Origin of the sequence: Clostridium gallinarum (genome assembly GCF_014836325.1) — a bacterium.
Classification (GTDB): Bacteria; Bacillota; Clostridia; order Clostridiales; family Clostridiaceae; genus Clostridium; species Clostridium gallinarum.
Window position 1 is genome coordinate 46891 of record NZ_JACSQZ010000013.1, and the last position, 18759, is coordinate 65649.

The following is an 18759-nucleotide window of genomic DNA, read 5'->3' on the forward strand; positions in this document are numbered from 1 at the left end:
CTAATAAGATTATATTATTAAAATATATAAAATAAAAGGATATTTGAAAATTAACTAAAAAACGGTAGAATTCTATATTCTACCGTTTTATTTATATAAATTTTGTTCTATTATTTCATTTGCAAGAATTCCTATGTTTACTTCTCTTGTATCCATATATACGTCTATAATTCTATCTACAAGAGTAACCTCAACATATTCTATTTGCTTACCATCTTCATCTTTATAAGTTATTATATCATAAGTTATAATTTCATCTTTTAGTGCTTTTTTAGAAATCATTTAGTTTACCTCCACATTATTTCTTCACTACATTTTAGCAAATACTTTATATTATGTCTATTTATTCTTTCCTTTTATAAACTAAATAAATTCCTGCACATACTAATAATAATGCTATTAGAATTTTTATATCAAAAATATTCTCTTTAAGTATTATAGCTGATAATATTGTTCCAAAAACAGGAATTAAAAAATTAAATACTGATATAACTCCTACTTTATTATATTTTAAAAGTTGTGCCCATAATGCAAAAGCTATTGCTGATAACAATGCCATATATACTAATAATGCTGTAGATTTAAAAGTGAAATTTGTTAACTTTCCACCTAAAGTATAACCTATAATTATTAAAATTAATCCTCCTATAGCTAACTGATATCCAGTTACAGTATATGCATCTTTATTTTGACTTATTTTCTTACTATATAAAGACCCAATAGAAAGTATAAGAGCTGCAATCATTATAAATCCTTCTCCTTTAAAAGAAAATCCACCTTGTAAAACTGATGTGTCTCCAAGATTAACTATTATAACTCCTAAAAAACCTACTATACATCCTATAACCTTATTAAAATTTAATTTATCATTCTTATATATAGCATGTGCTAGTATTATACTAAAAAATGTACTTGTTCCATTTATAATAGAACCTCTTACACCTGTTGTATAAGTCATCCCTAAATAAAAGAATATATATTGAATAGTAGTTTGTCCAAATCCCAATAATGAAATTTCACCTATCTCTTTAAAAGTCAATTTAAAAATATTTTGTTTAGTTGCTATTTGTAGTATTAATACAAATATTCCAGCTAGGAAAAATCTATATCCAGCAAATAATAATTTTCCACCTATATCATTAGGAGCTATATTAAAAATTTCATATCCAACTTTAACTGCTGGAAAAGCACTTCCCCATAAAAAAGTACAGATAATTGCAATTATAATTATATTTATTCTATTAGTATATACTTTAGAATTATCCAAACGTAGTCATCTCCTATATCTCTTCATTTTTAATCCTTATTACTAAATCTTTAATTTTTTCCTCTATAATTTTTGCGGTTTTAATAAACTCTTCTTCACTTTTACCTGTAGGATCTTCAAGGCCCCAATCTTCAATATGATTAGCAAATACAACAGGACATACTACATTGCATCCCATCTTTATAGCAATATCAACTTCTGGTATATCACTAAGTAATTTAGATTTTTGAGTTTCATTCATATCTATATTATATAAATCTTTAATTACTCTTACTGCATCTTGATTTATCATAGGCTTAGTTTCAGTTCCAGCTGAATAACTTTCAAAAACTTCACTTCCATATAATTTACCTAAGGCTTCTGCCATTTGAGATCTGCATGAGTTATGTACACATATAAAGGCTACTTTCTTTTTCATATTTTAATTCTCCTTGTATTAAATTTATTTTTATATAATATTTAACATTATATAGTTATTTTATCAAACTTAATTGTATACCATATTTACTCTATTGATAAGTATTTTAATTAATAAAAAAGTATTAAAAGATCATATCAAGGTTACGCCTTACAGATCTAAGTCACCTTGATATGATAATTTAACACTTCCAAACTTAAGGAAGGAAAGTATAAATAGTTATTAATAAGGCATAATCTTTTATAATTTCCTATAATTAAATTTGTGTATAGAACTTTATTAAAAAGTCCTTTAGGACTTTTATCCTCAATTCTACATTCTTAATTTTAAATTTTTAATTTAAATTATGCTCCTTCACTTAAGAAATTATATTGAGCCATATACAAATCATAATAACTCCCTTTATTTTTTAGTAATTCAGCATGACTACCTACTTCTTCAATTTCTCCACCGTTTATAACCATAATTTTATCACAATCTCTTATTGTAGATAATCTGTGTGCTACTACAAAGGATGTCCTTCCATGAAGTAATTTTTCTATTCCTTCTTGTACTAACTTTTCTGTTTCTGTATCTATATTAGAAGTAGCTTCATCTAATATAAGTATTCTAGGATTTGCAAGTAAAGCTCTAGCAAAAGATACTAATTGCCTTTGTCCTAAGGATAGTCTAGTTCCTCTTTCATTTACTTCAGTATTATAGCCATCTTCTAATTTCATAATGAAATTATGAGCATTAACTGCTTTTGCAGCATTAATAACTTCTTCATCTGTAGCATCTAATCTACCATATCTTATATTTTCCATTATAGTTTCTGAAAATAAAAATGTATCTTGAAGCATTATTCCCATTTGACTTCTTAAAGATTCTAATTCAACATTTTTAATATTTTTCCCATCTACTAAAACTTCTCCTGAAGTTGGATCATAAAATCTACTTAATAATGATACAATTGTTGATTTTCCTGCTCCTGTAGCTCCAACTAATGCTATTTTTTCTCCCTTATTAACTTTAAAGTTTACATTTTTAAGAACTTTAGTATTTTCATCATAAGAAAAGTCTACATCTTTAAATTCTACAAAGCCCTTAATCTTTCCTATTTTCTTTGCATTTTCTGTATTTTTTATAATTGGTTTCATATCTAAAATATCAAAAATTCTATCTGCAGCTGAAAAATTAGTTATTAATGTATTATAAAAGCTTGAAAGGTTCATGATAGGTCTCCAAAACATTCCTACATACATTGAAAATGCTATTAATGTTCCTATCTTTATTTCACCATTCATTACCAATTTATATCCAACTGCAAATACTACTAATGTCCCCGCACCCCAGGATAATTCTACAAGTGGCCAGAAGAAATCATTTAACATAACAGCCTTTGTAAAGGAATCACTCAATTCTTTTACCATTGATTTGAAACTTTTTTCTGTTCCTTCTTCTTTAGCAAATCCTTGTACTATTTTTATACCTGAAAAATCTTCATGAGTAAATCCATTTAAATTTGATCTTTTATTTCTATAAACTTCCCATCTTCTTCTTGAATATATTTCTATACAAAACATAGCAATTCCAAGTAAAGGTAATAATGTTACAGAAGCTAATGCTAATTTAAAATTCATAATAAACATAATAATAGCAACACATACAAGGTTTAATAATTGTGGTATAAGTGATTGAATACTTTGAGAAAATAAATTTTTTAAAGCATTAACATCAGATACTACTCTTGAAAGTATTTTTCCAACTGGTCTTCCATCAAAAAAATCAAAGGATAAATATTGTATATGACTATATAATTCATGTCTTATATTTACTAAAATATTATTCGTTATAGATGTTATAAGAGTCCATCTAATTTTAGATAAAATCCATGCCAGTAAATTTAATCCAATTAAAGCTCCACCTATTATAAATAAACCACTTACATTTTTATTTACTACATAATCATCTATTGCTATTTCTAAAAGCAAAGGATTAACTATTCCAGATATCATAACAAGTATCATTAATACTATAACTATAAAAGATTTTAACTTATAAGGCTTAAGATATTTGAATAATTTAACTGTTATTTCACTTTTACTTCTTCTTATTACTTCTTCATCTTTTTTTATAGAATTATTCTCCAAATTAAACTACCTCCTCTACTATTTCATTAAAATCTTTAAATTGATTACAATAAATATCAAAATACTTACCTTTAAGCCTCAATAATTCTTCATGAGTTCCTTTTTCCTTTATTTCTCCATTTTCTAAATATAATATTATATCTGCATTTTTTACTGCTGATATTCTATGAGCAATAATAAATGTTGTACTTTTCTCTTCTCTTTTTAATAAGTTTTTTAATAACTGATGTTCTGTTTCCATATCTAAAGCCGATGTAGAATCATCTAAAATTAAAATTTTTGATTTTCTTACTAATGCTCTAGTAATTGATATTCTTTGTTTTTGCCCCCCTGAAAGCCCCATACCTCTTTCTCCTATTTCAGTATATAAACCATCATCTAGTCCATCTATAAATTCTAATGCACAAGATAAAGAAGCTGCATTTCTTACTTCTTCATATTCTGCATTATCATTGCTAAATTTTATATTGTTAATTATAGAATCTGAAAATAAAAATGTGTCTTGAGGTACAATAGCCATATTTTTTCTTAGGAAATCTAAATTGTAATCTCTTATATCAACATTATCTATCCTTATATTTCCATCAGTTACTTCATAATATCTTCCTATTAAATTAATTAATGTTGATTTTCCTGATCCTGTAGTTCCCATTATTGCAACTGTACTACCAGCTTTAATATCTAAATTTATATTTTTTAAAACATATTCATCATTATATTTAAAACTTACATTGTCAAAAACTATATCTCCTTTAATAGAATCACTTTTATAGCTTTCTTTTTTACTTTTTATTTCAGGTTCTCTATCCATTATTTCAAATATTTTTTTAGCTGATGCTGTATTTCTTGAAAGTAAATCTATTAATTCTCCAAGCATTCTCATAGGCCATATTAAGTTCCATATATATCCACTAAAGGCTACTAGAACTCCAACAGTAATATCACCTTCCATAACAAGAAATCCACCTAAAACTATCATTATAACTAGTGATATATTAGTTAGGAATTCTATTGGTGGAAAGTAATCTCCAATTATTTTACCTTGTTTCATATTTAAATTATAATAATTTCTATTCATTTTTAAAAATTTATTTATTTCATATTTTTCTCTTGAAAATGCCTTTACTAGTCTTACTCCTGCTATATTTTCTTGAGCAGTTGTATTGATCTTAGCAGTTTGATCACTAATTTCTTCATAACACTTACCAAACTTACTTTCTAATTTCATTGCTATAAATCCTATTGGAATCATTATAATAAAGCAAGCAATTGCTAGTTCAAAATTTAATTTAAATAGAATAATTGTAGAAACTACAAAGTAAATTACATTTTCTATAAATAATCTAAGACCAAATCCTATTGTTTGCCATATATTTTCTGCATCTTCTCCTATTCTAGACATAAGCTCGCCAGTATTCATATCATCAAAATATTTGAATTCTAACTTTTGAATATGATTGAAAAGATCATTTTTAATATCTTGATGTACTTTTACACTCAAAACATCATAAAGAAATTCCTTTCCATATCCAAGGATTGCTTTTATTATTGTAATAATTGAAATTCCAATTAAAACCTTAATTATTACATTATTATTACCAGCCATAACCCCATCATCAACAAAGACTTGTTGCAGGTAAGGCATAAATAAATCTACCCCAATTACTATAAGCATTGATAATGTCCCAAATATCACTAATAATTTGTATTTTGAAACATATTTAAGTATTCTCGTCATAAATTTTCCCCCTTAATATATAATATTTTTAGTTTTTTTGCTTATTTGTTCCTCATCCTTCTCTTCCTTTCCTAAAAGAAAAAAGGCCAAAGTTATCCTTAGCCTTTTTGACAAAACAAAAAGCCAAGGTTAATAACCCTTGGCTCTAATTATCTTTATATAAATTTCAATATATATCCTGTAAAACTAATGATATATAATTTAATAAAGCATATTTGTATAAATTCTAAAAACTAAATTTATACGCCGAGATAGGATTACTAATATTTTTAATATTGTTTTTACTTTTATTATTTTTCACTAACATTCCTAGATTAAATATACTGTTTAACATGTTCCTACCCCTTTTCTCACTTTATTCTTTTACCATTATATTCCTACAAGTAATCTTTGTCAATAACTTTTTTCTAATTTAATACTTTTTTTCAAGTTTATTTAAGTAAATATTATTTATATGTTTTTTATTACTTTATTTACACTTAACAACATATTATCACAATAGTTGATATTATATTAAATTACTGTATCTTAAAAGACATCTAATAATTCGAAAAATTACTAGATGTCTTTTTTATTTTACTAGCATTGTTGTTTTATCAATCCATTTATAACTAGTATTAAGCTCTTTTATATCTTCATAAAGTTTAAACAAAGCTATATCCTTTTCCTTACACTCTAACATTATATCTATATCTCTATTAAAGCATTTTAATATTTCTACAAAGTTTATAAAGTCTATAGGATTTATGTAATCAGAATGTTTTTTATCAATCTTATCAACTAAATTAGTATCCTTAGGTGATGAAAAATGCATTTTAGGTGGAAGATTTTCTTTATCCCAAGTACTTAATATCTCCTCTAATAAGTCCCTAATATCTTCACCATTATTGTTACAATTATGATGATGTATATCTAAAACCATAGGCACATTAATTTTCTTACATAATTCTAGGGTTTCTTTTGCTGTATAAGTTTTATCATCATTTTCAATTATAAGCTTCTCTTTTATATTCTTAGGAAAATTATTAAAATTTATAATAAATCTATCTAAAGCCTCTTTCTTTCCTCCAGTTGCACCACCTACATGAATTACCATCTTTCCATTTTTATAGTTCATATCTTCAAACCATTCTGCTTGCCTACTTAAATTAATAAGAGTATTTTCAACTACTTTAGGATTCTTACTATTAATAACATTAAATTCATCTGGGTGAGTATCTACTCTCATATTAGATTCCTTAATTAATTTACCTATGTATTCAAAATCTTTTCTTAACATTTCCCTATGTCCCCAATAGCCTACTTCTGGATGAGTAACTAAAGGTATTAATGCTGAAGTTATTCTATAAAAATGTATATTATTTTCTATATTAAATTTTAATATGTCTTCAAGAGCTACTAAATTTGATAATGCTACTGTTTTTAATTTTTCTATCTTTTTTTCTTCAGATACTATTTTCTTATAATTTGCAAAGGTAACCGTACTAGAACTTGTTACTTTCTTTCCTAATGTTTTTGATATAGCAACATATCCAAGTCTTATTTTCATATATATTCTCCTATCAAAGAGTTATTTAAGAATATTATGTGCTAATTATTTTATATATAAACATAAGAATAAAAATGCGAACATTTTTATAATGGATAATTGATAATGCATAATGCATAATTCAGGAAAAAAATCCTTTGGATTTTTGAACAAAAGGTGCTTTGCACAAATGTAAATTAAGTTTTGCTGTGCAAACCCTCCTTAATTATCCATTATCAATTATGCATTATCAATTTATAATTTTGCTTCGCAAAATTATACAAAAAAGACCCCTCTATGCTGGAGAGAGGTCGTTAATAATTTGAAATTTAAATTATTAACAAAAGGGATCTTTTTTGATTAATTTCATTAAAATGAAATTTAGTTATTTATATAAAATTACCTTTACCTATAAACACTATAATCTATGTCATTGCTTCCTTTAGCAACTATTAATGCTGTTAAAGTATCTGAATCAACATTTAAAATTGTTCTAAGCATACCAACAAACCATTCAACTCCTGCAAATATAGCTACAGCTTCTAATGGTAATCCAAGTTGAGGTACTATTATTGCTAAAGATATTAGTCCTGCTCCTGGAACTACTGCATTTGCTAAAGATATTAATGTAGCTAGTAAAGCTATATATGCATATTCTGATGGAGAATATGTTATGTTGTATATTTGTGATATAGTAATAATAGTAAATGCCATATGCATTGCTGAACCATTGCTATTTAAAGACATTCCTAAAGGTAAAACTAATTTATTAACATTTTCACTTATACCTAATTTTTCTTTTGCATCTTTCATTTCTGTAGGTAAAGTTACTGCTGATGATGTAGTTGCTAAAGCCATTACTGATATTCCAAACATACCTTTAATTAAGCTTATTAAATTAATCTTGCAATAACTTGAACTTACAATAAAGAATAATAATAAATATATTAAAGTTGCTAATGCATAAATTAAAATATATTTAGAAAGTGGGATAACTACTTCTATACCGTTTTGTCCTATGGTAGAAGTTATTAATGAAAAAATTCCTATTGGAGCAATCTTCATTATCAATGAAATCATTTTTAAGATTACATTGTTAAACTCTGAAATTATATTAATTAATTTACTTTCTTTGTTTTCACTTCTATAAAAACTTAAAGCTAATCCAAACAATAGGGCAAATACTATAACTTGTACTATAACACCATCTGACATTGATTTTACTATGTTATTTGAGAAAAAACCTAGTAGTAATTCAGACATTGTCCCTATATTTGCATCTTTAAGAGAATCTATATTATTTACTGAACTTATCTTTAATCCAATACCTGGCTTAAAAATAAATGCAAACAATATTCCTAAAACAGCTGCTAAGACTGATGTTAAAAAAAATATTGTAATTACCTTTATACCTTGCTTTCCTAGTTCCTTTGGATTTAAATTCCCTACAGCTTCTATAATTTGTCCCATTACTAAGAATATAATTGACATTTGTATAAGTCTTAAGAAAATATCTCCTAATATTTTTATACCTTCGACCTTTTCTTTTCCTATAGTCCCAACTATTACTCCTAGTATCATAGCAATCATTATTTTATAAGTCATATTTAATTTTTTAAATTTCATAATTGCTCCTCCTTAGGAAATTTTTATACAAGATTAATCTCTTGTAATAATTGTACCTTCACCTTTGTTTATTTCCCCCAATTTATCTAGAGATGTTATTACTGCTAATCCATTATTTGAATTTTCAACAAACTCAATTGCAGCTTCAATTTTAGGAAGCATACTTCCCTTAGGGAATTGCCCCTCTTTTATATATTCTCTTAATTTACTTACTGTGACACTCGTAAGCTTTTCTTGGTTAAGCTTATTAAAATTAACATATACATTATCAACACCAGTTAATATAATTAATCTATCTGCATCTACTAATTCAGCTAATTTTTCAGAAGCTAAATCCTTATCTATAACGGCTTCTACTCCAATATATCCATTTTCTTTTTCAATTACTGGAACACCACCCCCACCACATGAAATAATTATATTATCATTTTCTAATAGTTTTATTATAGATTCATATTCCACTATTCCAACTGGTTTTGGTGATGGGACAACCTTTCTGTATCCGCGGCCTGAATCTTCTATATAAACAGAATTATCTTTTTCAGCTGCAATTTCTGCTTCCTCTTTAGTTAAAAAAGGTCCTATTGGTTTTGTAGGATTCTTAAATGCTGAATCATTCTCATCTACAGATACTTGAGTTATTAATGAAATAGCTTTTTTATTAATTCCTCTTTCATATAATTTATTACTCATTTCATTTTGTAGCCAGTATCCTATACTTCCTTGTGTCATTGCAACGCAAGTATCTAAAGGCATAGCTGGATTTTTTTCATCATTTATAGCCTCTTGTTGTAAAAGTAAATTTCCTACTTGAGGACCATTTCCATGAGATATAATTAACTCATTTCCTTCTTCTATCAAATTTATAAGTTTATCACAAGTTGATTTTATTGCTTCTCTTTGTCCCTTTTCTGATGGATCATCAGTTAAAATTGCATTTCCTCCAAGAGCAACTACTATTCTTTTTCCACTCATATTTTACTCCTCCAATAACTATTCTGTTATTTCTTCTTTATTTTCAGTTGTAAATGTAAATACTATCATACCAATTAATAAAAGTATTGCAGCTAAATAGAAGCCAACTTTCATTGATCCTAATGTATCTGCTATCCATCCTGTTAAGTAAGGTGCAATTATTGAACCTGACATTCCAACAAAGTTATATACACTTAATGTAGTTGATAAAGATGCTTTAGGAGCATTTTTAGTTGTAAATGCAACTAAAATTGGATCTAAAGCTAATTTTCCAGTTAAACCATATACTATTAAAACTACTATTAATAATGTTCTATTAGTTACAAAAGCTATTCCAAATACCGCTAATAATGATATTGGAACAAGGAAAAATACAAATTTTTTAGTAGACTTAAACTTATCTGATAAGTTAGCAAATATTAATGCTCCTGGTATTGAAGCCCAAGGAACTAAAGAGGCAATAAATCCAACACTGGTACCTTCAAAACCACGTTCTGCTTGAAGGAAACTTGGAAGCCAAGTAAGAATAACGAAATTAGCATATATTGAGAAGAAACATAATATAAAAGTACAAACTAGATTTCTATTAGAAAATATAGTTTTTAATGATACTTTTTGTTTAGGCACTTCTTTAACTTTAATTTCACCAGTATTTGCTTGATCCTCTGGTCTAACTACTTTTTCTTTCAATAACACATAGAATAGAATACCAACTATAATTGTTGGAATAGCCATTATTTGAAAAGGTTTACTCCAATGTTCTCCATTTTCAAGGACTAATTTACTTGATAATAAATATCCACCTGATGTACCAAATGCCATACCACTATTTATTATTGCAGTTCCTAAAGTTATCTTTTTAGTTGGTATTGCCTCTGTTGCCATAGCATACGCTGGACCATAGTATGCACCTTCTCCAGCGCCAGTTAAGGCTCTATAAATCATAAATACTCCGAAAGCTGATGCTATTCCACTTAAGTAAGTTGTTATACCAAAAAGAACAAAACCTATAGAAATAACAACTTTTCTTCCATATTTATCACCTACAATTCCAAATGGTATTTGAGTTAATGCATATGTTAAGAAAAACAAACTATTAACTAAACCTAATTGAGTATTAGTTAAGTTAAACTCTTTTGCAATTTGTCCCATAACAGGATTTAATATAGTTCTATCAGCATACATTAAAATCCATCCTAAGAAGAATAATGCTACTAACTTCCACCAATATTTTTCTGATACTGGCATAGCTTTATATTTTTCACTTATCTTAATTTTATCTGTCTTTTCCATACTAACCTCCTAATTATCACTTAAAAATTTTAGTCCTAAAAAGAAACCAAATAGTGTGTCATTACCTGAAGTATGACCAAACTTCTTAATTTTTTCTATTATTCCGTAAACATAATTACTTTCTTTAATGTTCATAGAATATATTAATTCAATAAAGTTATAACTTAAGTAACCTTCAATTAAAGCTCTTATATAAGAAACACTTATTTCTGTTGTTACTTTTTTATTAATTAATAGTGATATATCTTTAATCCAATTACCGAAAATATTTTCTTCATTAAATGATAAAATGGCAGTAGTAAAACCAATTAAGATATCATCTCCACTAGGCGTTAATCCTTTTCCCCTACCCGAAAAAAACTTTATTATTTCTTCATTTAACTTTGAATTTTCTTTATCAGATTTCACAAGTAAATCTATATAATAATTGATTTTGTCATCTATTTTAAGGCCTATATTATTTTTAAAATCATACTCTTTTAAAATACTATATAAAATTGTATTTCTTATTTCTCTTTTTTTAATCTGTATTACTGGTATTCTTAAATCTATTAATTCGATATTTTCTAAATTTAAAGTTATATTCTTATAAGTGCTATAAAAAATTAGTTTACATTCTTTAAAAATGACAACATCCTTTATTTCTACCATTTCCATTATTTCTTGTAATTTATCTTTATCTATATTTATCCCATATGCTGATAATGCTGATTCTGTATGACTTATATAAATTAATATATCTTCAAATTGGATATTAAGCCCACTTTTGAACTTACTATGAACCTTGCCTAATCTTTTATTTTTTAAGTAGAGAGGAACTAAATTACTTTGAACCTCTCTACTATTTTTTAAATTCATTTTTCTTAGAATTCTATTCCTAACTTCTTAGCATAAGCTATTATAGCTTTTTCAAAGCAAGCAAGTGGAGCTCTTACTGTACCTGCACCAATTTGACCAACACCAGCATTTTTATGAGCAATACCAGTATTTATAAGAGGTGTTATTCCAGTTTCAACTACCTTTCTTGCATCTATTCCAAGACAAGCTCCCTTAAAGTCCCAAGTTGGAATACTCCAATTTGAATTATTTGAAATTGATATTTCTTGCATTTCATTTGATACTCTAAGTGCATCATCAAATCCACCAGCACCAACGAATCTTGTAACTCCTGGTGCTGCTATCATTGCCATTCCTCCAACACCAACAGTTTCAGTTATTGCACTATCTCCTATATCTGGATTTGCATCATCTTCTGAGAATCCAGTAAAGTATAATCCATTTGGAGTATTTACTGGAGCAGTGAACCACTCATCTCCCATTCCACTTATTCTAACTCCAAATTCACGACCATTTCTTGTCATAGTTGTAACAACTGTACCACTAGTAACTTTTCTTGCACAATCTACAATTGCTTTACCTGTTGCCATCATTATATTTAAGAAGAATTGATCAGTATCTGCTAAGAATTTAATTACATCATATTTTTCATCATCATTTATATCTAATTTAACTATTAATGGAGTAATTTCTTTTACAAAGTTAAGTGTTGCAGCAATATTTCTTTGGTGGAATTCATCTCCCATTGTTATTGCTTTTGCTATAATTACACTTAAGTTTAATCCGCCTTCTTTTAAATTTAATGCCTTAGAAAGAACTGGACCTAATATATCTCTCATCCACTTTAATCTTTCTACAACTTCCTCAGAATAAGCTCCAAATCTTAATACTTTACCTATTCCTTCATTCATTGTACAATATGCAACTGTTCCATCTAATTTATTTTCAACTACTAATACAGGCATATTACCAGAAGTTATTCCACCCATAGGGCCTACTGCATTAACATGATGGCATGGTGAAAATTTAACTTCACCACTTTCAAGTAATTTTCTTGCTTCATCTTCGTTATTTGCCCAACCTTCAAATAATACAGCTCCTATACATGATCCTTGCATTGGACCTGTCATATTTTCAAATTCAATTGGAGGACCAGCATGGAGTAATACCTTATTATTTAAAATATCTATAACTGATTTAGCAGGTACAACATCCATTAAGAATGGTTGTGATGATTTCATTTTTTCTATCACTTCATCATTAGCCTTTTTAATTTCTTCTATTTTTTCTAAAGCATTTAATATTTTTATAAGCTTCTTATTTCCACCAGCTACTGGTTTCCAATCATATTGAACTGATTTTCCACCATATTCTGATATAGAATCTGTAAAGCTTTGAACCCCTATATTAATTACTCTTGGCTTAGAATTCAATAATTCATGTACATTTTCACTAACAGTTGGAAGTTCTATTTTTGAAACTTCTTTATTATATAGCTTTTTATCAGCTTCAGTAAATTCAATTCCCTTTAATTTAAGTGCAAGTCTTACTGCTTTAGCATTACTATCTTCTACTAAAACTCCTGCTTCTTCTAAAATTCTTATAGATTCATCATAGCTTTGAGGATCACTTTCAGTACCACAAACAGTTCCAACAAAGTATAACTCTCTACCATTTTCTTTTGCATAACTAATAGATTCTTTTATTACATCACTTAAAGCACCTGCCATGTTTGGATGGGAACCGTAACCTAAAACGCAATCTAAAAGAATTACACCTGTATTTTCGTCTTTAGCATATTCTCTTATTTTTTCTATTCTTACATCTGGATCTATCATTGGGTGAGGTTTTCCTTGAGTGTACATATCATCACCTAAGTCTATTACCTCATATCCATTTGTTTTTAAAATATATCCTTCTTTTTTTATTAATCCACCTAGTTCTAGTGCTTCTGAAATTAGCATTCCTGCTTCTGAAGCAAGTGTTCCACCAGAGTAAAGTCCTTTTACAGTTTTTTCTTTAGATAAAGGAGTTTTCACTTCGTAATTTATATCATCTAAATAATTTTCTTTAACAGGTAAATTATTAGCAAGGTCCATAGCAATTTTAGCTGTTTCTTCAAGAGTATGTGCTAAATAAACATTACCTTCATGATGATCCGGCTTTTCTCCTAAGAAAATTGCAACTACTGGTTTAGATACACTTTGCAATAATTCTACAATTTCATCTCTAACTCTCTTTGCTGGTGGCTTTGAAATAACTACAATTACATCTGTAGGATCATGGTTTTCAAGTCCAATAATAGCATCTCTCATAGTTATAGCGTTTACAGATTCATTTAAATCTCTTCCGCCAGTTCCTATAGCATGGACAACACCACCACCTAATCTATTTATTATAGTTGTTACTTCTTGAATCCCAGTTCCTGAAGCTCCAACTATTCCAATATTTCCTGGTCTAACTACATTTGTGAAGGCTAAAGGAATACTTGATATAATTCCAGTACCACAATCTGGCCCCATTAATAATAAACCTTTTTCATGTGCTTTTTTCTTAAGTCTAACTTCATCATCAAGAGAAATGTTATCAGTAAATGAAAAGACATTTAATCCTTTATCTAAAGCCTTTTCTATTTCATCAGCAGCGTATTCTCCTGGAATTGAAAATAATGCTAAATTTGCATCAGGCATTTCTTCTAAAGCAGCTTCTAATGAATTAACACTTTCAATTGAAGTTTTAGTTTTTTTAACAGCTAGATCATTTAAAAATTTATCTGATTCTTCCAAAACCTTATTAACAACCTTTTCATCATCTGTATCAACTACTATTATCATATCACTTGGAGCTGCAGCTTCAGCTTCTTTTGTTAAAAGCCCACTATTTTTGAAAATATCTTTATTGGCAGCAGTTCCCATCATAATAGAACATTTTTTTACACCATTTAATGTGTTAATAGAATTAGTTAATAACATAAGATTTATAGAATCCTGATAACTATTCTTTTTAATTACTGTGTATAACATTTTATATCCTCCTTTTAAATCTAAATAATAAAATAAAACATTATTTATATAAAAAAATAATATTTTACAGAAATAATAAACATTTAAAATATATATTTATTATGTTAGTATAAATATATCACTAATTATTTTCGTTTTCATTGGCATAAAGTTCTATATTAGAATAGTTTTTTTATCTCTTAAGGATAAAGGAGGGATATATTGAATATAAAAGAAATGATGAAAATACCATCTTTAAAAGATGTAATATTACTTTCTGGACAAGATGGTATAAATAATTTAATCAATAGCGTAAATGTTTTGGAAGCCTTAGACATTGAAAATTGGGGCCGAGATGGTGAAGTAATACTTACAAGTTTCTTTGCTTTAAATGATTTAAATAATAATGAATTAAATTCATTTTTTAAAAAGATGAAAGAAATAGGAATTAGTGCAATAATTATTAAAATTGATAGGCTTGTTACAAATATTCCAAATGAAATAATTAAACTTTGTAATGAACTAGAAATTCCTTTAATTAAAATTAATAAAACAGTAAAATATGAATCTATAATTTTAGATATTTTAGGACCAATAATAAATAGAAATGCTTATTTATTAGATAAATATTATACAGTTCATAGTGAGCTTACTAATTTAGCTATGACAGTCCCTTCAATAGAAGGAATTCTTTATGAATTTAAGAAAATGATAAATAAAGATATTACTATTATTAATGTTGATAGAAATACTGAAGTAAGTACAAATCCACTATTATCAAATGTTACAATCCTTGGAGATAAACAAATTATAAATCCAACTTATACATATTTTAAGTATCAACGTAAAACAGTTATTTATAATAATACATCTCCTAAAATTACAGCAAGCCAAATTAGAGTTCCTATACCATACCTAGGCTTTAATGATTATGAATTAATAGTTCATGAGCTAGAAAAAGAAATAAATTCTGAAGACTTTATGGTATTAGAAAATGCAGTTAAATTTTTGCAAATGGAACTTTTAAATAAATACTCAATTTCTCAAAATATTTTTCAACAAAAAAATAATATAATTGGTGATTTAATAAATGATAGAATTTATGATAAAAAAGATATTGATGAAATTTTAGAATCTTTTGGCTTAGATAAATATAATAATTATCAAATCGTTTTAATAAAGTTATATCAAAAAGATAGACAAGCCTCTTTAGAAAAAATATCTATGTCACCAATACTGATTAAAATAAGAAATAGATTTAAATTAGCCTTTAAATCTATGGCATTTTTAGAAAGATCTGATAGAGTTGTTTTTATTTTTAACTTTAGTGAAAAAAATAATAATTCAACTTTAAAATCCATTGAAAATATTATGGATTCTCTTGAAAATAATGATATTTTTAAAGATTTCTATTATAAAATTAGTATTAGTAATATAGTTAAAAGATATGATTTACCTAAGGCTAATAAAGAAGCTTTAGATACCCAAAAAGTATTAAATTTATTCCACAACTCAAATAAAATATTCCATTATGAAGAGCTTGGTATTTATAAAATATTTTTAGAAACAAATAATCTAACTAATGTAGAAAGATTTATATCTCCTAAAATAAATGACTTTAGAGAAAAACATCCTCAGCTTTTTGAAACCTTAGAAGTATTTTTAAATTCAAACCAGAGTTATTTAGCCACATCAGAAAAATTGTTTTTACACCCTAAGACTGTTAGATATAGAATTGATAAAATTAAAAATTTATTAAACTTAGATTTTAATGACCAAGAAGAAATTTTACAAATTCAAGTTGCTTCAAGATTATTTAAACTTAAAAATCAGGAGGATACAAATGATAAATGAAACTAATATAATTTTTAATACAAAAGACAACATTAAACTTAATATGACTTTATATAAATGTAAAAAAGGGAGAAAAAATATAACAATATTATATTTTCATGGTGGTGGATTGCTATATGGAGTAAGGGATGACTTACCGAAACTATATATAGATAAATTTTTAGACTCAGGTTATGATTTGTTACTACTAGATTATCCTTTAGCCCCTGAATCAAATATAGATGTGATTCTAGATTCAGCTTTAGACGAAGTATGCTATTTTTTAGATAACTACTCTACTCTATTTAATTTATCTAATAATGAATTTATACTGTTTGGTCGTTCAGCTGGAGCTTATTTATCACTTATGATTTGTAATATGTTAATTAAAAATAACAAAAAAATACCTCTTGCTTTGATAAGCTTATATGGTTACACAAGGCTTGATGAAGTTGAATTTACTACTCCAAACAAATATTATTTAAAACTACCAAAAGTTTCAGATGAAAATTTTAATAATATTATTTCAACCCATCCAATTACATATGGTCCAATGAACAAAAGATTTTCATTATATATAAAGGTTAGACAGGATGGAAATTGGATTAAAGTTTTATTAAATAAAGATTCTTTAAGGGATTTAGACAATTATTCTATTAATGAAAATGATTTAAAGGGCTTTCCTCCAACATTTTTAGCTGCAGCCACATCTGATCCAGATGTTCCATATAGAATCTCTAAAAAAATAAGTAAAACCATTCCTAACTCAAGGCTTATTACTATTTACGATGAAGTTCATGATTTTGATAGAGATATAAATAATAAATCTGGAAAAGACACCTATAATAAATTAATTAATTGGCTTAATACTGAAATAATAAAATAACTTTTTTTAATAGTGGGTTTATTCAAACAACCCACTATTTTATTTAATATAAGTCTTAAAATTAATCCTTTATTTTATATATTCCATATTCTCCTGTTATACCATCTTTAAAATAGTCATTTATAGGTGTTTTAATAGTTCTTCTTTAGTCTCATTATCACAAAAAGCTGCACTTACACTATTTATATAAATTTCTTTATATTCATCTAATGACATATCAAAAGTTTTAATTACATTGCTAGTTTCCTCATTTAAATTAATATTAGAAACCATTCTATTATCAGTACTAATATTAATCTTTATATCATCTTTATAATAATTGTATATAGGATGATCCTTATAATTAGTAACTGCCTTTGTATCAATATTACTCTTTGGGCACATCTCTAATGTAATTCCATTTTCTTTCACTAAATTATATGCTTCTTTATCATTATAAATAAATACTCCATGTCCTATTCGTTCTGCACCTAATAAGACTATAGAATCTCTTACATTCTTTCCAAATCCAGTTTCTCCTGCATGAATTGTAATTCTAAACCCTTTTTCCTTTGCCAATCTCATAGCCTCAACATATTCATGTGCAAAACCTTCTCTTTCTTCAGCTGCTAAATCTATTGCAACCACACCTTGTCCAATAAAATTAGAACCTGCCTCTATTGAATCAAATACATGCTTTAAATCTAATCCACGTATACAAGATATAATAACATTTCCTTTAATTTCATACTTTTTCTCTGCATCTCTTATTCCACAAACTACACTTTCAATTACCTCTTCTAAACTAAGTCCATTTTTAACATGGAATATTGGCGCAAATCTAACTTCAATATACTTTATATTTTCACTTGCAGCATCTTCAAGCAATTCATATGCTACTCTTCTTAAATTATCCTTACTTTGCAAAACTTTATTTGGTAAATCAAATTTTTCTAAATATTCATCTAAAGATCTGCAATTCTCATTTACAGATAATAATTTTTTAACCTTATCATAATCATAACTTTCTAATTCTATATTCTCTTTTCTAGCAAGTTCTATAACCGTTTCAACTCTTAAACTTCCATCTAAATGACAATGCAGTTCAATTTTAGGCAAATTATTAATATTCATTTAATCACTCCTATCTTAAGATTATAAAAAAGTATTAAAGTATCATATCCAGGTTCCGTCGCAAGCTCCAAGTCACCTTGCTATGATACTTTAACACTTCCAAACTGAAGG

The 18759-nt window shown here is 26.8% G+C and carries 14 protein-coding genes; 2 read left to right on the plus strand and 12 right to left on the minus strand.

What is annotated here, in order from left to right:
* Window positions 1-87: 87 nt before the first annotated feature.
* From H9660_RS05540 to H9660_RS05590, 11 genes are all read right to left on the minus strand, one after another.
* Window positions 88-282: a hypothetical protein gene (locus H9660_RS05540; protein ID WP_191749364.1), complete on the minus strand. Its 195-nt coding sequence runs from the start codon at window positions 280-282 to the stop codon at window positions 88-90.
* A 61-nt stretch (window positions 283-343) separates the two neighbouring features.
* Window positions 344-1267 (minus strand): DMT family transporter, encoded by a 924-nt coding sequence (locus H9660_RS05545; protein ID WP_191749365.1) that lies wholly within the window; start codon window positions 1265-1267, stop codon window positions 344-346.
* A gap of 13 nt (window positions 1268-1280) precedes the next feature.
* Window positions 1281-1685: an arsenate reductase ArsC gene (locus H9660_RS05550; RefSeq protein ID WP_191749366.1), complete on the minus strand. Its 405-nt coding sequence runs from the start codon at window positions 1683-1685 to the stop codon at window positions 1281-1283.
* 344 nt (window positions 1686-2029) lie between these two features.
* Window positions 2030-3817, minus strand: a complete 1788-nt coding sequence (locus tag H9660_RS05555) for an ABC transporter ATP-binding protein (RefSeq protein WP_191749367.1) — start codon at window positions 3815-3817, stop codon at window positions 2030-2032.
* Window position 3818: 1 nt separating this feature from the next.
* A complete protein-coding gene (locus tag H9660_RS05560) occupies window positions 3819-5555 on the minus strand; it encodes an ABC transporter ATP-binding protein (RefSeq protein ID WP_191749368.1) in 1737 nt (578 codons plus the stop codon).
* A gap of 571 nt (window positions 5556-6126) precedes the next feature.
* A complete protein-coding gene (uvsE, locus tag H9660_RS05565; RefSeq protein WP_191749369.1) occupies window positions 6127-7104 on the minus strand; it encodes a UV DNA damage repair endonuclease UvsE in 978 nt (325 codons plus the stop codon).
* Between the two features lie 384 nt (window positions 7105-7488).
* Window positions 7489-8709 carry a dicarboxylate/amino acid:cation symporter gene (locus H9660_RS05570; RefSeq protein WP_191749370.1) on the minus strand — a complete coding sequence of 407 codons (1221 nt, stop codon included), beginning with the start codon at window positions 8707-8709 and terminating at the stop codon, window positions 7489-7491.
* 33 nt (window positions 8710-8742) lie between these two features.
* Window positions 8743-9684, minus strand: coding sequence for a carbamate kinase (arcC, locus tag H9660_RS05575; RefSeq protein WP_191749371.1), 942 nt, complete (start codon window positions 9682-9684; stop codon window positions 8743-8745).
* Window positions 9685-9702: 18 nt separating this feature from the next.
* Window positions 9703-10977: an MFS transporter gene (locus H9660_RS05580; RefSeq protein ID WP_207729420.1), complete on the minus strand. Its 1275-nt coding sequence runs from the start codon at window positions 10975-10977 to the stop codon at window positions 9703-9705.
* Between the two features lie 9 nt (window positions 10978-10986).
* The gene (locus tag H9660_RS05585; RefSeq protein ID WP_191749372.1) at window positions 10987-11835 is read right to left on the minus strand and encodes an oxamate carbamoyltransferase subunit AllH family protein; all 849 of its coding nucleotides are present in this window, start codon (window positions 11833-11835) and stop codon (window positions 10987-10989) included.
* Between the two features lie 5 nt (window positions 11836-11840).
* On the minus strand, window positions 11841-14837 hold the full coding sequence (locus H9660_RS05590; RefSeq protein ID WP_191749373.1) for a bifunctional FdrA/YlbE family protein: 2997 nt from the start codon (window positions 14835-14837) through the stop codon (window positions 11841-11843).
* A 201-nt stretch (window positions 14838-15038) separates the two neighbouring features.
* Between H9660_RS05590 and H9660_RS05595 the strand changes: the two genes are divergently transcribed.
* A complete protein-coding gene (locus tag H9660_RS05595; RefSeq protein WP_191749374.1) occupies window positions 15039-16670 on the plus strand; it encodes a PucR family transcriptional regulator in 1632 nt (543 codons plus the stop codon).
* On the plus strand, window positions 16660-17535 hold the full coding sequence (locus H9660_RS05600; protein ID WP_191749375.1) for an alpha/beta hydrolase fold domain-containing protein: 876 nt from the start codon (window positions 16660-16662) through the stop codon (window positions 17533-17535). Before H9660_RS05595 ends, H9660_RS05600 begins: the two co-directional genes overlap by 11 nt.
* Window positions 17536-17655: 120 nt before the next feature.
* On the opposite strand, the gene add is transcribed toward H9660_RS05600, so the two are convergent.
* Entirely contained in the window at window positions 17656-18648 is a 993-nt protein-coding gene (gene add, locus H9660_RS05605) for an adenosine deaminase (protein ID WP_191749376.1), read from the minus strand.
* Window positions 18649-18759: the final 111 nt, after the last annotated feature.

Bases quoted from the DNA above. Each gene is read 5' to 3' on its own strand.
- H9660_RS05585 (WP_191749372.1), bottom strand. From the start codon at position 11,835: ATGAATTTAAAAAATAGTAGAGAGGTTCAAAGTAATTTAGTTCCTCTC.
- arcC (WP_191749371.1), bottom strand. From the start codon at position 9,684: ATGAGTGGAAAAAGAATAGTAGTTGCTCTTGGAGGAAATGCAATTTTA.
- H9660_RS05550 (WP_191749366.1), bottom strand. From the start codon at position 1,685: ATGAAAAAGAAAGTAGCCTTTATATGTGTACATAACTCATGCAGATCT.
- H9660_RS05600 (WP_191749375.1), top strand. From the start codon at position 16,660: ATGATAAATGAAACTAATATAATTTTTAATACAAAAGACAACATTAAA.
- H9660_RS05570 (WP_191749370.1), bottom strand. From the start codon at position 8,709: ATGAAATTTAAAAAATTAAATATGACTTATAAAATAATGATTGCTATG.
- H9660_RS05540 (WP_191749364.1), bottom strand. From the start codon at position 282: ATGATTTCTAAAAAAGCACTAAAAGATGAAATTATAACTTATGATATA.
- uvsE (WP_191749369.1), bottom strand. From the start codon at position 7,104: ATGAAAATAAGACTTGGATATGTTGCTATATCAAAAACATTAGGAAAG.
- H9660_RS05590 (WP_191749373.1), bottom strand. From the start codon at position 14,837: ATGTTATACACAGTAATTAAAAAGAATAGTTATCAGGATTCTATAAAT.
- H9660_RS05580 (WP_207729420.1), bottom strand. From the start codon at position 10,977: ATGGAAAAGACAGATAAAATTAAGATAAGTGAAAAATATAAAGCTATG.
- H9660_RS05560 (WP_191749368.1), bottom strand. From the start codon at position 5,555: ATGACGAGAATACTTAAATATGTTTCAAAATACAAATTATTAGTGATA.
- add (WP_191749376.1), bottom strand. From the start codon at position 18,648: ATGAATATTAATAATTTGCCTAAAATTGAACTGCATTGTCATTTAGAT.